Raw genomic sequence first — 14981 nt, forward strand, 5'->3', positions numbered from 1 at the left:
TCGACCGGCTGAAATGGGGCACGACCAGCCGGAGCGAACGATCTTTCGCTTCTGCATTTCCAATAGGATGGGGTGACTATGGCCAAGGGTATTATTTTGGCAGGAGGCAGCGGGACGCGGCTCTATCCGCTTACGCTGGCCATCTCCAAACAAATACTGCCGATCTACGACAAGCCGATGATCTACTATCCGCTCAGCGTCCTCATGCTGGCCGGGATCCGCGACATTCTCATCATCTCGACGCCGCGCGACCTTCCGGTCTTCCGTGAGCTTCTGGGCAGCGGAGAAGATTTCGGCATCAATCTGAGCTTCGCGGAGCAGCCGCAGCCGAACGGTCTCGCCGAGGCCTTTATCATCGGCCGCGAGTTCATCGGCGACGACAACGTCGCGATGATCCTCGGCGACAACATCTACTTCGGAGAGGGCCTGTCGAGCATGTGCAAGGCGGCGGCGGCGCGCGAGAGCGGCGCTTCGGTCTTCGCCTATTACGTGGAGGACCCCAAGCGCTACGGCGTCGTGGAGTTCGACCAGACTGGAAAGGCACTCTCGATCGAAGAGAAGCCGTCCGAGCCGAAGTCGAACTGGGCCGTCACCGGGCTCTATTTCTACGACAACGACGTCGTCGACGTCGCCGCCTCGATCAAGCCGTCGGAACGGGGCGAGCTCGAAATCACCTCCGTCAACAATCACTATCTTGAGAAGGGCAGCCTGCACGTACACCAGCTCGGGCGCGGCTACGCCTGGCTCGACACGGGCACGCACGACAGCCTCCACGAAGCCTCTTCCTTCGTACGCACGATCGAGCACCGGCAGGGCATGAAGATCGCCTGTCCCGAGGAGATCGGCTTCGAGATGGGCTGGCTCAGTCCGGCACAGGTCTATGCCCGGGCCGATCGCCTGGGAAAGAACGAGTATGCATCGTATCTGCGCAGGCGCGTCGCTGAACTGGAGCAGGCATGACGGAAATCAGGAAGAACGAGCTTGAAGGCGTTCTCGAGATCGTTCCGAAGCGTTTCGGCGACGACCGCGGCTTCTTTTCGGAGACCTACAACAGGAAGGTGCTGAAGGACGCCGGTGTCGATCTGGATTTCGTCCAGGACAATCACTCCTATTCGGCCCGGCGCGGGGTGCTTCGCGGCCTCCACTATCAGCTTCCTCCCTTCGCCCAGGACAAGCTGGTGCGCGTGGTCAAGGGCGCGATCTTCGACGTCGCCATCGACATCCGTCGAAGCTCGCCACAATTCGGCAAGTGGCACGCGATCGAGATCTCCGCGACCAAGTGGAACCAGTTCCTCGTGCCGAAAGGCTTCGCGCACGGCTTCGTGACGCTGGAGGAAGACACCGAGGTCATCTACAAGACGACGGACTTCTATTCGCCCGAGCACGACCGTGCGATCCGGTACGACGATCCGACGATCGGGATCGACTGGCCGCTGGGGGCGGACGAGTTGCAGCTTTCGCCGAAGGATCTGCGTGCGCCTTCGCTCGCCGATGCAGACATATTCGATTGATGAGGTAGAACAGTGCGAATTCTCGTCACCGGTGGTGCCGGCTTCATCGGATCGGCCGTATGCCGGTTGCTGGCCCGCAACCCCGACAATAGGGTGGTCAACGTCGACAAGCTGACCTATGCCGGGAACCTGGCGTCGCTGCGCGAGATCGACAATTCACCCAACTACCGCTTCGTGAAAGCCGATATCTGCGACGATGCCGCGATACTCGACATCATGAAGGCCGAAGAGATCGGGACCGTCATGCACCTCGCGGCGGAAAGCCACGTGGACCGGTCGATCGACGGGCCCGGCGCATTCATCGAGACGAACGTGGTCGGGACATTCCGCATGCTCAATGCAGCCCTTGCCTACTGGAAGGGGCTCTCGTCGGGCGCGCAGGAGCAGTTTCGCTTCCATCACATCTCGACCGACGAAGTCTTTGGCGATCTCCCGTTCGATTCCGGCATCTTCACGGAAGAGACGCCCTATGCGCCGTCCTCTCCCTATTCGGCTTCGAAGGCCGCGTCCGACCACTTCGCGCGAGCCTGGCACGAGACCTATGGGCTGCCGGTGGTGCTGTCGAACTGCTCCAACAATTACGGCCCTTACCACTTCCCCGAAAAGCTCATTCCGCTCGTCATCCTCAATGCGCTCGACGAGCGGCCGCTCCCGGTCTACGGCAATGGCGCCAACGTGCGCGACTGGCTCTACGTGGAAGACCATGCGCGCGCCCTCGAACTGGTTGCGACCACGGGCGTCGTCGGCGAGAGCTACAATATCGGCGGGCACGCCGAGCGCACCAACTTGGAAGTCGTCCAGGCGATCTGCGACATTCTCGACGCGAAACGTCCTCGCAAGCGCGGTGCGAGCTATCGCGACCTCATCACCTTCGTGACGGATCGGCCAGGACATGACCGCCGCTACGCCATCGATTCGTCCAAGATCGAGCGTGAACTCGGCTGGCAGCGCCAGGAGAGTTTCGACACCGGACTGGCACGCACGATCGACTGGTATCTCGACAATGAATGGTGGTGGGGACCGATCCGGTCTGACCGCTACTCCGGCGAACGGCTTGGGGTGACCAAGATAGGCGCAGCATGAGGATTCTCGTCACCGGCAGCCAGGGACAGGTCGTAAGCAGCCTCGTCGAGGCGGCGGCGGGTCGCTCTGGTATCGAGGTCGTCGCAATTGGCCGGCCTGAACTGGACCTTGCCGACCCGGCGAGCGTGCATGCGGCGATTGCCGCGGCGAGGCCCGACGTGGTGGTCTCCGCCGCGGCCTATACGGCGGTCGACCAGGCCGAGGACGAGCCCGAGATCGCCGCGGCGATCAACGAGCGCGGGGCCGGCGCGGTGGCCGAGGCGGCCGCGAAGATCGGCGCGCCCGTCATCCACCTTTCGACCGACTACGTCTTTTCAGGCGATGGCGATCGCCCCTATCGCGAAGACGATCCGACCGGCCCGGTCGGCGTCTACGGAGCGACCAAGCTGGCGGGCGAAAAAGCGGTCGCGGCCGCAACCCCCCGCCATCTGATCCTGCGGACCGCCTGGGTCTACAGCGTCTACGGGAAGAATTTCGTGAAGACGATGCTGCGGGTCGCCGCCGACCGTGACAGCCTCACCGTCGTGGCGGATCAATGGGGAAACCCGACCTCCGCGCACGACATCGCCGATGCTATCCTCACCGCCGCAGAACGTCTTCGAAGCGACGCGGCGCCGTTTGGCACCTATCATCTGGCCGGTACGGGCGACACCCACTGGGCCGGGTTCGCGGCTCATGTTCTGGACACCAGCCGCACCCTCGGGGGCCCATGGGCCGAGGTTCGCGGGATAACGACGGCGGAGTATCCAACCAAGGCACGACGTCCAGCCAATTCCAGGCTCTCGACCGATCGCTTCCGGGATGCCTTCGGATGGGTGGCGCCCGACTGGCGTGAATCGAGCCGGATCGTGGTGGAACGTCTCTTGGCATAAACGAAAAGCAACCCGCAGGATCGAGTTGCACAACCGGACGAACAGATAGTGGCTTCGAGAACTCCCCAAAGGGCCAAAAGCATTACTACCAGGAAGCAGGAGCCAAGAACGGCGGTACTCGTTCTTGGCATGCACCGATCGGGAACATCGGCGCTGTCGCGTGTACTGAATTTGCTGGGATGCCATCTGCCGGACGACCTCATTGGTGGCGATGCGAGCAATCAGCCCGGCCATTGGGAATCCAAGGCGGTTGCGAGGCTGAACGACCGCATCCTGGAGTCGGCAGGTTCGACCTGGTACGACTGGCAGGAATTCAATCCCAGGTGGTTCGACTCTCCGAAAGCCGACGAGTTTCGGGATGAGGCGATAACGACGCTGGCGACGGAATACGGTCCATCACGCCTGTTCATCATGAAGGACCCCCGTCTCTGCCGTCTTGTTCCCTTTTGGCTCGACATCCTGGCTCGGTCGAACGTACGACCTGTCGCCCTGCTTCCGCTTCGCAATCCTCTCGAAGTTGCTGCATCTCTCCATAAGCGAAACGGGTTCGACCCGGCTTTCGGATATCTTCTGTGGATTCGCCATGTCCTCGAAGCGGAGGCCGCTTCCCGAGACGTGCCCCGCATGTTCACCACGTATGACCAACTCTTGCAGGGATGGGGGCGCTTGGTTGAGGACGCCCAGAACGCCCTTGGCGTGTCCTGGCCGCGGCTTTCCGATCGAACGGCTGCGGAAATCGATGCTTTTCTCTCCAAGAACCATCGGCACCATACGGAACCGCCCGAAAAAATCGTCGAGAACCCCAACGTCACGAACTGGCTTAGAGAGAGTTATTCGATTTTCCTGAACTGGGCGAAGGCCGGAGAGCAGATCGACGATAGAACTCGGCTCGACGGGATTCGTGACGAGTTCAATGCGGCATCGCCCGCCTTCGGTCGACTGGTCGAGTCTGGCAGGGTGGCCCGCTCTCGGGTTGGAAAGCTGGAGAAAGAAGTTTCCGTCATCACGGAAAGATCGGCTGTCGAAGTGGAGAAAGCCAAGAAGCTGGAGCAGGAGCTTTCTACCACCCGGTCGCGCATCGCCGAGGGTGATAAGAAGGTGTCCGAGCTGCAGGCCGAAATCGCCAAGCGCAGCACGGCCCTGTCGGAAGCTCAGCAAAAAGCGAGCGCTGCGGAGGCAGCGTCTGCGGCCAGCGGGCAGAAGCTGAAGCAACTGGAACAGGAACTCGCTGCAGCACGTGCAAACCTCGGTGAGGGCGAGAAGAAGGTCGCTGCGCTCGATGCCGAAATCGCCAAGCGCGGCAAGGCCCTGACCGAAGCTCAGCAAAAAGCGAGCGCTGCCGAGGCAGCGTCCGCGGCGAGCGGGCAGAAGCTGAAGCAACTGGAACAGGAACTAGCCGCAGCGCGTGCAAACCTCGGCGAGGGCGAGAAGAAGGTCGCTGCGCTCGAGGCCGAGATCGCCAAGCGCGGCACGGCCCTGTCCGAAGCTGAGCAAAGAACGAGTGCCGCCGAGGCAGCGTCCGAGGCGAACGGGCAGAAGCTGAAGCAACTGGAACAGGAACTTGCCGCGGCGCGTGCAGCCCTTGGCGAGGGCGAGAATAAGACCGCTGCGCTCGAGGCCGAAATCGCCAAGCGCAGTTCCGCGCTGGCCGAAGCCCAACAGAAGGCGAGTGCGGCGGAAGCAGCCTCCGCGGCGAGCGGGCAAAAGCTGAAGCAGTCCGAACAGGAATTGGCTGCGGCGCGGACTCAACTTGACGAACGCGAGAAGAAGGCCGCGGCGCTCGAGGCCGAACTCGCTAAGAGAAATACGGCGCTGGCAGAAGCGGAGGCTAAACGCGACGCCGCGGAAGCGGATGCTGCGGCGCAGCGGCAGAACGCAGCAGAGGTCGTAAACGAAATCACCGGACTGAAACAGCGGATCGGTAATCGCGAGAAGGAGTTGTCGGGCCTTCGGTCTGAACTCGAAAAGCGAAGCGCGGAAAATGCCACCGGGTCGGCGGCACGGGCCGAGCTTGAGGCGAATCTCGCGACAAGCCAAGCGAATGCTGCACGAGAACGCGAACAGTCGGAACGTCGTATTGCCGAGATTGCAGAAGAACTGGATACGCAATCGAACCGCGCAGAAACAGCCGAACGCGAGGCCCGAGAGCTACGCGACAAACTCTCCGAAACCAGCAGTGCGTTGGCTCAGAGGCGTCTTGAGGCAGAGCAAACCGCAGCTGAACTGGCTTCTGCACGCGAGGAGTTGAGAGAGTCCGGAAAAGCACGGGCAGAGAGCGAGAAGAGGGTCGAAGGGTTGAGCGAGCATGTTGCGCTCCTCACCTCGGATCTGAAGCATCGAGATGCAGCCCTTTCAGAACTGCGCAACGAAGTGCGCAAAACCGAACAGGCACTGGGGGAGAAGGAAAAGATTGCATCCGGTCTTGCGGATCATGTCAAACTTCTCATTTCGGACCTGGACGAATTCCGCGCGCAGGCCGCTGAACGGGACGAAGCGCGCAAGAGGGCGGAAGCTGCGAGGGACGAAGCGCACAATGCAACGGAAGTGGCGCGGCAAGCTCTCGGGGCAGCGCAGGAGGAATCGGCCAGGCGCGAGGCCATCCTCAAGAGCGATCTGAACTCGCTGAAAAGCGAACTGGAAGATGTGAGAACGAGCAGCAAGACGGCTCTGCTCGATGCTGTTCGTGAAGCGCGCACCGCAGAGGAAATGGCACGCCAGGCACTTTCCGCGGCGCAAGAGGAATCCGCGAGGCGTGAGACGGTCCTCAAGGGCGAACTGAGCTCGCTGAAAAGCGAACTGGACGACGCAAGAACGAGCGGCGAGGCGGTTCACGAAGTCCAAGAACTCAGGACCGAATTGGAACGGGCCAGGTCTGCTTACGAAGCCGAACTAGCAAACTTGCGCGAGCAGGCCGAGACGAAGGTGCGGTTGCAGTATGAGAAGTTCGAACGGCTCCGGCTTGCCGGTGCAGAGGAGCGGGGACGAATGGTCGGTTTCATTCTGGGAAGCCGAATCTGGCGCTTCGTGCCGGCAGGTCTTCGGCTGCGGGGAAAAATGGCTGTTCTGCGCCGCTCGCGCATCTTCGATGCCGAGTGGTACCGGAACCATTATGACGACGTTGCCAAGGCGGGTGTCGATCCGCTACGACATTACGTAGAATTCGGCGCCCGAGAAGGGCGAGAGCCGAACAGCACGCTTGAAGGTTTGCCACGTGTCCCCGAGGGCGGGTAACTCAAGGCTATTGGGGCTTCATGGCGCGGAGAAATCCATATCCGCGACAGGCGCAAGCATGTGTAGGAGCATAGATGATCCGGTATTCCAAGCAGGACATCGAGCTGGTTCGCGAGTCCGAGCTTTTTGATCAAAATTGGTACCTAAAAAAGTACCCTGAGGTGAAGAGCCTCAACATGGATCCCGTCGAACACTACTTACGGCTTGGCGCTCGGCTTGGCCGCAATCCGTGTTCCGACTTCGACACCGCCGCTTACTTGACCAACAATCCGGACGTGGCGGAGCGCCGAATCAATCCGCTTATTCACTATCTTGTCTGGGGAAGGCGGGAAGGGCGCAGGATTTCGGTAGCCAGCGATCTGGGCGGCGGTTGGGGGCAAAGCCGAAACCGCAACTGGACGGCGGTGCTGGAACGCATCGAGCGCGTTGGGCGTCCTGCGGCAATTGTCGTACCCATCTACAATGCGCCTGAGGAAACGGAGGATTGCATCGAGTCGGTGCTCAAGCACACCCCGGTCTCCGTCAGGTTCATTCTCATCGACGATGCCAGCCCGGATCCCAAGGTGAGGGAAGTGCTGGCCCGATACGCCGACATCTCGAACGTGACCGTGGCCAGGAACGAGGCGAACCTCGGATTTACGCGAACGGTGAATCGGGGCATCGAGATCGCCGGTGCGGCTGACGTGATCTTCCTGAACTCGGACACGAAAGTGACGCCGGGGTGGTTCTCGAACCTTCGGCTTGCAGCTTACAGCGAGGACCGGGTTGCGACCGCCACTCCGTTCTCCAACAACGCAGGCGCATTCTCGGCGCCGGAAATCGGGAAACAGAACCCGCTACCCCCGGCGTTCGTGCTCGACGAATGCGCACGCCTGGTGACACGTGTCAGCGGACGCTTCTATCCCAAGATCCCGACCGGCAATGGCTTTTGCATGTACGTCCGCCGTGATGCGATCGAGGAGGTAGGTCCGCTCGACGCCGAGGCATTTCCCCGCGGCTACGGCGAAGAGAATGATTTCTGCATGCGGGCCGGAAGAGCCGGATGGGATCACGTGATCGACGACGCGACGCTGATCTACCACGTGCGATCCGCCAGCTTCGGTGATGAAAAAACCCCGCTGATGAAAGCGGGGAGGGCGATCATAGATCAGCGGTACCCCGAATACACGCCGAGCGTACGGAAGTTCGTCGAGGATCCGGACATCGCAGCTATTCGCAGGCGCACCTCGCAGGCGTGGAACCTACCGGTGGAGGAATATGGCATACGACCCCGGGTTCTGTTCGTCGTTTCGACGCGCACCGGAGGTACGCCGCAGACAAATGCCGATTTGATGGCAGCGCTGGAGGACCGATATGAGCCCTTCCTACTGCGCTGCGATTCCAAAACGATCGAATTCAGTTCCGTGAGCGGGCGGGGCACGCAACTTCTCGAGACGATAAAGCTCAAGACCCAGTTGAAGGGGTTTCCGCATCGCTCCCAGGAGTATGACGATGCTGTTGCGAAGCTCCTCGTAGAGCACTGCATCGACCTCTTGCATGTGCGCCATATCGCCTGGCACGGACTGGATCTGACGCGTATCGCCAAGCTGCTTGGTCTGCCGGTGCTCTTTTCGTTTCACGATTTCTACACCGTCTGTCCGACGATCAAGCTACTGGATGAGAACCTTGTCTTTTGCGGTGGCCGCTGCACTGCCACACAAGGCGAATGCAAGCACGAACTGTGGAAGGAACCGGATTTTCCGCCCCTCAAGAATGCCGCAATACGCGAATGGCAAAGCACGATGGCACGTGTGCTCGAAGATTGCGACACCTTCATCACGACTGCGGCCAGCGCGCGTGAGCAGATTTCCAAGATATTCCCGATCACGCGAAAGCGGCCGTTTCCGGTCATTCCTCACGGCCGCGATCTTGATATGGTACAGGTGGCTTCGCCGCTAGACGAACCGTCCGGCAAGGTCAGGATACTGTTCCCCGGCAACATAGACACCCCGAAGGGTGCTCGCATCATCGAGGCGATTGCCAAGCTGGACATCGCCAAACGCTTCGAGTTCCACATCCTGGGCGTAAGCGACATCCAGGCGAATGAAAGCATCATCGTTCACGGGCATTACAAACGCGAGGAATTCGAGCGGAAAGTCGAAAACATCCGACCTCATCTCGGTGCGATTTTTTCGATCTGGCCCGAGACGTTCTGCCACACATTGACGGAAATGTGGGCTTGCGGCCTACCCGTAGTGGCAATTGACAACGGCGCGGTGGGAGAGCGGATTCGCGCCCATGAAGGTGGTTGGTTGCTTTCCGAAGCGGAGCCGGCTGCGGTCCTTGCAAAACTCATGGCCATCGCAGACGACCAGGAGGGAATCGCCGCCCAAAGGAGCCGTGTCCTAGTCTGGCAGGAGGAAATCGGCGCCTCTCATACCACTCTGCACATGTCGCATGGCTACGACGCCCTCTACCGGCGCAATCTGATGCCGTGCATCACCATTCCGGATTCTCGCCCGCGGGTTGCCGTTCTTGTGCCCGACCTTGGCGCCGCTTCTAGCCGTATCCGCGTAATCGAGAAGATTCGCGATACTCTGGACCGACCGGTTCGCTATGACGTTGCGACGTTCACCCAGGTGGGGAACACAGGTGCTCTCGCGGATTATGACGCAGTACTCGTACAGCGAACTGCAATTCCTTCAGAAAAAGTCGATTCGTTCCTAGACCGCTGCGCATCCGCGGGACAGAAGATAATCTATGAGATCGACGACGACCTGACACGCTTTCATCGGCGCAAGGACGATCAGGTCGACTACGACGGTCTGCGGGACGGCGTCGTCAAGTTGCTGGTCGGCGCCGATCTCGTGATCGTGTCGACGCCCGAACTCAAGCACCGGTTCCGGCATTTCAACCACAACGTCATGATTGCGGAGAATGCGCTGGCCGAGCGCCTGTGGTTCACCGGGCTTGCCGAAGCGCACATGGTGCGGGGCAAACCGGTCAAGGCCGTCGGCGAGCAACACATTCTCTACATGGGCACGCGGACCCACGACGCCGATCTCGCTCTGCTGGAAGAGGCAATGGCGTCGGTGCGCCGCCATTTTCCGAAGACTCGCCTTTTCACCGTCGGGATAACCGCCGAACGCCGGACCTGGTACGAGCCGATCACCATTCCCGATCCTGCCAAGCACTATTCCCGCTTCGTACCTTGGTTGCGGGCGGTTTCGAAGGACATGGACCTGGCAGTCGCGCCGCTGGTCGAAACCGACTTCAACCGTGCCAAGTCCCCACTAAAGCATTTCGAATATGCTGCTGCGGGACTGTGCGGGCTCTACAGCAACGTCGAACCCTACCGGTCCGCCGTTCAGGACGGCGAAACCGGCTTCTTGGTCGACAATTCCGCTGAGGACTGGACGGCCGCAATCATGCGCGCAATCGAAGACCCTGAGGTGACGCGCACGATCGCAGAACGCGCCTATGCCGAGGTCGCACTGAAACGCGGCATGCGCCGCGAAGCCGAAAGGCTCGATGAGGCCGTGCTGAAAATGGTTCGGCGTGCGCCAGCGGTCCCGGTAACACGTTCGGAGAACGTGAAGCTCGTGGCGGCAAGATAAGAAATCACAAGATGATGCGGGTACGATGTTGAACGGCCAGTTCTGCTCTTCATCGGCCGGGCTGGCCGTCGACCGTAGACGAAAGCCGAACTGGATGCGCGTCGGAGCAGAGCTCGTCCCCATGTAGGTGAGCCGTATCGTTCGCCGAGAAAGCCGAGGGTGCGCTGTGGCATCGGAAAGCCCCTGTGTAAGTTGCCGGGGCAGTGTGAAACTTGCACAGCAGCTTCACGTGATCGGACTACAGGTGAGAATAACAGGGGTGCTCCTTGTTTTCGTCGCCTGCGTCGGCCTTTTCACCATCCGGGTGCAATGTGACATTGCCCCCAAACGTGTCCTCGGTTTGAACTGGGCTCCGTCGAAAGGAGATAGAGATGAAGAAGAGCGGGTCACGGAAGACCAGATCATCGGAGTTCTAAAGGAGCATCAGGCGGGAATCGTGATGGAAGAGTTGTACCGCAAGCACGGGATCTCGGACGCGACCTTCTGCAACTCGCGTAGCCGCTACGGCGGTATGGGCAACGTCAGATGACTTGGCACGTCCGATTCGCTTCAGCATTTCGATTATGCCAGGGGCTCAGTTCAGCCGGATGCTGCTCAGACTTTCGTGGAATGCTCCACGTGGTCCTCGACCTCGGGAACTTTTCGTCCCGGCGAATGGTGAGGCGACGATAGCGGTCCTCTAAGCCGGCGGGTGGGCAGGGATTAGCGCCACCACCACCACTCGGGAAGGGAAATGCCAAATCTGCGACAAGTCACGCGCGCTTGCCCGTGCGCTCGTACATGATGACGCCGGTCACCCTTGTCGATATCCTCAGAGTTCCTTCCTCCCAAGCAAGGAGAGCGAGACTACGCGATCCGCATTCGACCTGAGGTGGATCGATGTCGCCGAACTTCCCGGATTAGGTGGCATAGCCTAATGGTTCGAATGGTCGGAGCGGCGGGATTCGAACCCACGACCCCTTGACCCCCAGTCAAGTGCGCTACCGGGCTGCGCTACGCTCCGACACGCGGGAAGCCATATATTCGGAAGGTTTGCGGCGCAAGCGCTAATTCTGCGAAAGCGGAGACGCGGGGCGTTCGGTTTCGGTTGCCTGGCACGCAGCCCTTCTGGACTATGGTCGCGAGCCACTTCTCGGCGGGGCGGCTTGCAGAAAGCGGGGGGACGCGGGAGCCTTGCTTTCGTTTCGGATGCGAAGCTCGACGGTGCCGGAGCGAGTTTCCCCGTCCCGGGTGCGGCAAATGTTGAGCTATGCCGTCTCAACGGTCCGGGGACCTCGCCCCAGAGGTTGTCGTCTTTCGTCAGAATTTCAGCCCGGCTTCGTTCCAGCGCCCGAAGGCAGTGCAGTTCAAGCCGTCTTTCACGCGCTTCGGATCGATGAGTTCCGGCGCAAAGACGTAAGCGTACCGGCAAAATGGCCCGTGGACGATGACCTTGTAGGCCTCCTTGTTGGCGCGGACCAAAATTCTTGTGCCCTCTGGCAGATTTTTCGGCGCCTGCTTCTGAAGGTTTGCATCGATGCGCCCGATCGGAATGAACTTGCCGCCCGCCAGTTTGGTCAATCTGGCGGCATTCTCCGCCTGGAGGCGCTTCACGCCGGCCTCGGCAACATCGAGGAAGGAGCGGGCGGATTCGAAGGCGGGCGTCGAGGTCCGGAACTCGTCGTAGAGCACTGTCCTGATGCGCGCGCGATCGCCATATGAGATGTCGACGACCGAAGCGGCCGCCAGCGCCCCGAGACCGGCTGCACCCAGCGCCAAGCCGATGACGACCCCCGCGACAACGGGCAGAGCGCGGGTGGAGCGGTTCTTTCCATCGGCGACAGGTTCGGCGCGGTTCGACTGGACTGGAGCTTCTTCCGGGAGCGTTTCGGCCGCAGGCATCCCCATCCGGCTCTCGCGGTGGTCGCGGATGACCGCTTCGACAGCGGCGCGCAGCTCTTCCGCCTGGCCTGTTTCGGAGAGATGCTTGTTGTTGTCGAGCATCTTCTCGTTGGCCGCCCTCAGCCGGTCGTACCCGGCTTCTATCTGGGCCTCGTCGCCTGGGTCTACGCCATCGAGTATCTTCGAGAGGTATTGAACATACTTCGGCTTGTACTGTTCCATGCGATCCGACGGTACCTTTTTCTGCCGGTGCTTTCAGGCACCATGGGTGCCGCACCTTCGTTCGCCCCAAAAAGTTGCCGTCGGCCAAAGTGCGACATAAGGCGACGCATGGCCGAACGGCGAATTCTCCTCTTCAATGACGACACCGAATATCGGGAATGTGACGCAACGTCGACAGCCAAGGCGCAGGAAATGCAGGTCGTTGGTCGCGAGGCGCAAACTGCGCCAGATCACGAAGGTGCTCCCGGCCTCTTCCACCGTTCGCACGCGCAAGACATCGGAAACCTTCGCAAATTAGCGAAACTGATCGAGAAAAGGATACGGCCAGGCGGCTGGAGAAGTGGAGATGTGTACCCTTGATCCTGATGCTGAGATTGCTCTAGGCGAACGATACCACCATGCCGGCGAATGACGAGCTCCTCGAGAACACCCTGTTGGCGTCCCGGAGGAACAATGCCGGCAAGGGCATCACCGGCATGCTGTTTGCCGGCGAGGGCGTCTTCCTGCAGATCCTCGAGGGAGAGGCAACCGCCGTCCGATCGCTGGTGAGCCGCATTCGCCGCTATCCGCGCCACCGCAACGTCATGATCCAGAGCGCAACAACGGTTTCACGGCTCCTGTTCGGAAACCACGACATGGAATTTAAGAGGCTCGATCCGTCCCGCTGTCCCGATCGGGAGATCTTCCGCACGACGCGCGAGGCGCTCGCGGACCGCATCTCCCAGGCGGATGGCGGCATCCTGCGGGACACCGTCCTGGCATTCAGCGCGGATTTCCTCGCACCGGCATAGCATAAGCCTATCGTGCCAGTCCCAGCGGAATGGCGAAGTTCCAGCTGCTGCGTCCGGCGGCGGCGGGGATAGGCGGGAACGGCGCGGCCTTACGCACTGCTGCGAGTGCTGCCTGGTCGAGGGCGGACGAGCCCGAACTCTGCGTGATGCGCGCCGAACCGAGGCCGCCGCTGGCGGTCACCACGAAAGACACGTGGACGTCGCGCTGGGCGCCGCGGCGGGCGGAGCGGGACACCGCGCGCACTGCGCGCCTGAGCTTCGAGGCGACTTGTCCGGGATAGTTCGAAACGGCGGCGTTGCCCGCCTGCGAACTGCGGTTGCCGGTGCCGCTCGCCACCGCGCTGCCTCGGTCGCTGCCATTGGCCTGGCCGCGCGTGGTGCTGCTCTTCTGCCTTCCGCCGTTGCCTGATGCGCGTGGCGCGGGTTTGCGCTCGGTCTGCTGCTGTCGCCGAGGTTCGGTCTGAGCGCGGTCTGGCCGCACCGCGGCTTGGCGGACGACGGGCGGCTCCGGACGAGCCGTCGGCAGCGGCACGTCTTCGGGAATCGGGAATTCTTCGATCGCCTCGATCACCTCTTCGGGCTCCACCGGCTCGACGGCTTCCGCCACCGGCGGAACCACGGCGAGAGCAGTCTGGACCTCATCGGCCACTTCGGGCGCATCGGCCGTCTCGGTTTCGGGCGCTTGCGGCGGCTCGATCTCGGAAGCCACCGGCGACGCGCTCTCCGACACCTCGACGGGCTGTTGCGGCGTTACCCCGGACGGCTCATGCGGGGTGGTCTCGACGGGCTGCGGCGGGTTCGCCTCGGCCAAGTCCGTCAACGGCTTGGATGTCGTTTCCGGTGTCTCCTCGGTAGGTACCGCGACCGCAGGGCTGGTCTCCATTGGCTCTTGGGTTTCCTCGGAAGCGACGGCGGGCGCCGGAACGTTCACCTGGGCCGGCAGGGTGGGGTCGCTCTCCATCGGCGCGGCGACCTCCGGCTCGGCCGCGGTCGCCTTTTCGGGCGCCACCGCTCCGACTGTTTTGCTCGCAGCAGGTTCAGCCGCTGGCACCGGGGCGACCGCCTCGGCGGGAGCGGCTTCGGCGCGCGCGGCCATCTGTGTCTCCACAGGCTGTACAGCCTGCGGTGTCTCCGCTGCCGTCTCGGCCGTCGTCACCGGTTCGGCCACTTCCGAGGGCTCCTCGACGGGGGTGGCTGTGTCGACCGGTTCCACCGGATCGCCGGCCTGGAAGGCATCCTCGAACGAGCCGAGCACGGCGATCTCCATCGCCGCCGAGCCTTCGATCTGAACCTCGTCGGGAGCCTCGCGCAGCATGAAGGCGGCGGCGCCCGCGTGCAGCACGCCGGATGCCAGCAGTGCGGCGGTCCATTTGAGCGAGCGCTTCATGGCATCGCGCGTTCGGTGACGACGGAAACGCGGGTGGCCCCTGCGTCGCGGAGTTCGGCGACGATCCCGATCAGTCGTTCAGCTGGAAGATCGCGGTCGGCCGCGATCTTGACCGTGATCGCGTCGCCGCCAAGGAGGAGCCTGTCCTGCCGAATCCTGGCGACGTATTCCGCCGGCGTGATCTCGGCGCCTCGCGCACGGATCGAGCCCTGCGCCGTCACGAAGAGCGCGTCCGGCGGCTCTGCCTGGTCGGATTCGGCGGTGCTGATCAGCGCCACCTCCTTGTCCAGCGGCGGCGTCAGCGAACCGGCGATCAGGAAGAAGATCAGCATCAGGAAGACCACGTTGATGAGCGTGATCGTGCTTTCCTGCTTCGTGCGTGCGGTGGGCCTGGGAAGCCGCATCGT

The 14981-nt window shown here is 61.9% G+C and carries 11 protein-coding genes, 1 tRNA gene and 1 pseudogene; 8 read left to right on the forward strand and 5 right to left on the reverse strand.

Features of this window, described 5'->3' with window-relative positions; all coding sequences use genetic code 11:
- Nucleotides 1-78: 78 nt before the first annotated feature.
- From rfbA to BSQ44_RS27840, 7 genes and pseudogenes are all read left to right on the forward strand, one after another.
- Nucleotides 79-960 (forward strand): glucose-1-phosphate thymidylyltransferase RfbA, encoded by an 882-nt coding sequence (gene rfbA / locus BSQ44_RS10865; RefSeq protein ID WP_072603956.1) that lies wholly within the window; start codon nucleotides 79-81, stop codon nucleotides 958-960.
- Nucleotides 957-1511 carry a dTDP-4-dehydrorhamnose 3,5-epimerase gene (rfbC, locus tag BSQ44_RS10870; protein WP_072603958.1) on the forward strand — a complete coding sequence of 185 codons (555 nt, stop codon included), beginning with the start codon at nucleotides 957-959 and terminating at the stop codon, nucleotides 1509-1511. The genes rfbA and rfbC overlap by 4 nt, the downstream gene beginning before the upstream one ends.
- Before the next feature lie 12 nt (nucleotides 1512-1523).
- Nucleotides 1524-2594 carry a dTDP-glucose 4,6-dehydratase gene (rfbB, locus tag BSQ44_RS10875; protein ID WP_072603960.1) on the forward strand — a complete coding sequence of 357 codons (1071 nt, stop codon included), beginning with the start codon at nucleotides 1524-1526 and terminating at the stop codon, nucleotides 2592-2594.
- Complete coding sequence (gene rfbD, locus BSQ44_RS10880) at nucleotides 2591-3466, forward strand: dTDP-4-dehydrorhamnose reductase (protein WP_072603962.1); 876 nt, start codon at nucleotides 2591-2593, stop codon at nucleotides 3464-3466. The genes rfbB and rfbD overlap by 4 nt, the downstream gene beginning before the upstream one ends.
- A 129-nt stretch (nucleotides 3467-3595) precedes the next feature.
- A complete protein-coding gene (locus BSQ44_RS10885) occupies nucleotides 3596-6697 on the forward strand; it encodes a hypothetical protein (RefSeq protein ID WP_157894578.1) in 3102 nt (1033 codons plus the stop codon).
- Between the two features lie 74 nt (nucleotides 6698-6771).
- Complete coding sequence (locus BSQ44_RS10890) at nucleotides 6772-10293, forward strand: glycosyltransferase (protein ID WP_072603968.1); 3522 nt, start codon at nucleotides 6772-6774, stop codon at nucleotides 10291-10293.
- 340 nt (nucleotides 10294-10633) lie between these two features.
- Nucleotides 10634-10807: pseudogene (locus BSQ44_RS27840) on the forward strand (transposase); the annotation flags it as partial.
- A gap of 412 nt (nucleotides 10808-11219) precedes the next feature.
- Here the strand turns inward: BSQ44_RS27840 and BSQ44_RS10900 are convergent.
- From BSQ44_RS10900 to BSQ44_RS26875, 3 genes are all read right to left on the reverse strand, one after another.
- Nucleotides 11220-11296, reverse strand: a tRNA-Pro gene (locus tag BSQ44_RS10900).
- A gap of 296 nt (nucleotides 11297-11592) precedes the next feature.
- Nucleotides 11593-12396, reverse strand: coding sequence for a hypothetical protein (locus BSQ44_RS10905; protein ID WP_072603973.1), 804 nt, complete (start codon nucleotides 12394-12396; stop codon nucleotides 11593-11595).
- A gap of 33 nt (nucleotides 12397-12429) precedes the next feature.
- Nucleotides 12430-12630: a hypothetical protein gene (locus tag BSQ44_RS26875; protein WP_157894579.1), complete on the reverse strand. Its 201-nt coding sequence runs from the start codon at nucleotides 12628-12630 to the stop codon at nucleotides 12430-12432.
- Between the two features lie 164 nt (nucleotides 12631-12794).
- Here BSQ44_RS26875 and BSQ44_RS10910 point away from each other — a divergent pair, with 164 nt between their 5' ends.
- Nucleotides 12795-13187, forward strand: coding sequence for a BLUF domain-containing protein (locus tag BSQ44_RS10910; RefSeq protein ID WP_072603975.1), 393 nt, complete (start codon nucleotides 12795-12797; stop codon nucleotides 13185-13187).
- A 7-nt stretch (nucleotides 13188-13194) separates the two neighbouring features.
- Here BSQ44_RS10910 and BSQ44_RS10915 read toward each other — a convergent pair whose 3' ends face one another.
- Nucleotides 13195-14574 (reverse strand): energy transducer TonB family protein, encoded by a 1380-nt coding sequence (locus BSQ44_RS10915; protein WP_072603977.1) that lies wholly within the window; start codon nucleotides 14572-14574, stop codon nucleotides 13195-13197.
- Nucleotides 14571-14978 (reverse strand): ExbD/TolR family protein, encoded by a 408-nt coding sequence (locus BSQ44_RS10920; protein WP_072603979.1) that lies wholly within the window; start codon nucleotides 14976-14978, stop codon nucleotides 14571-14573. Before BSQ44_RS10920 ends, BSQ44_RS10915 begins: the two co-directional genes overlap by 4 nt.
- Nucleotides 14979-14981: the final 3 nt, after the last annotated feature.

It is taken from the genome of Aquibium oceanicum (assembly GCF_001889605.1).
In the GTDB taxonomy this organism is placed as follows: Bacteria; Pseudomonadota; Alphaproteobacteria; order Rhizobiales; family Rhizobiaceae; genus Aquibium; species Aquibium oceanicum.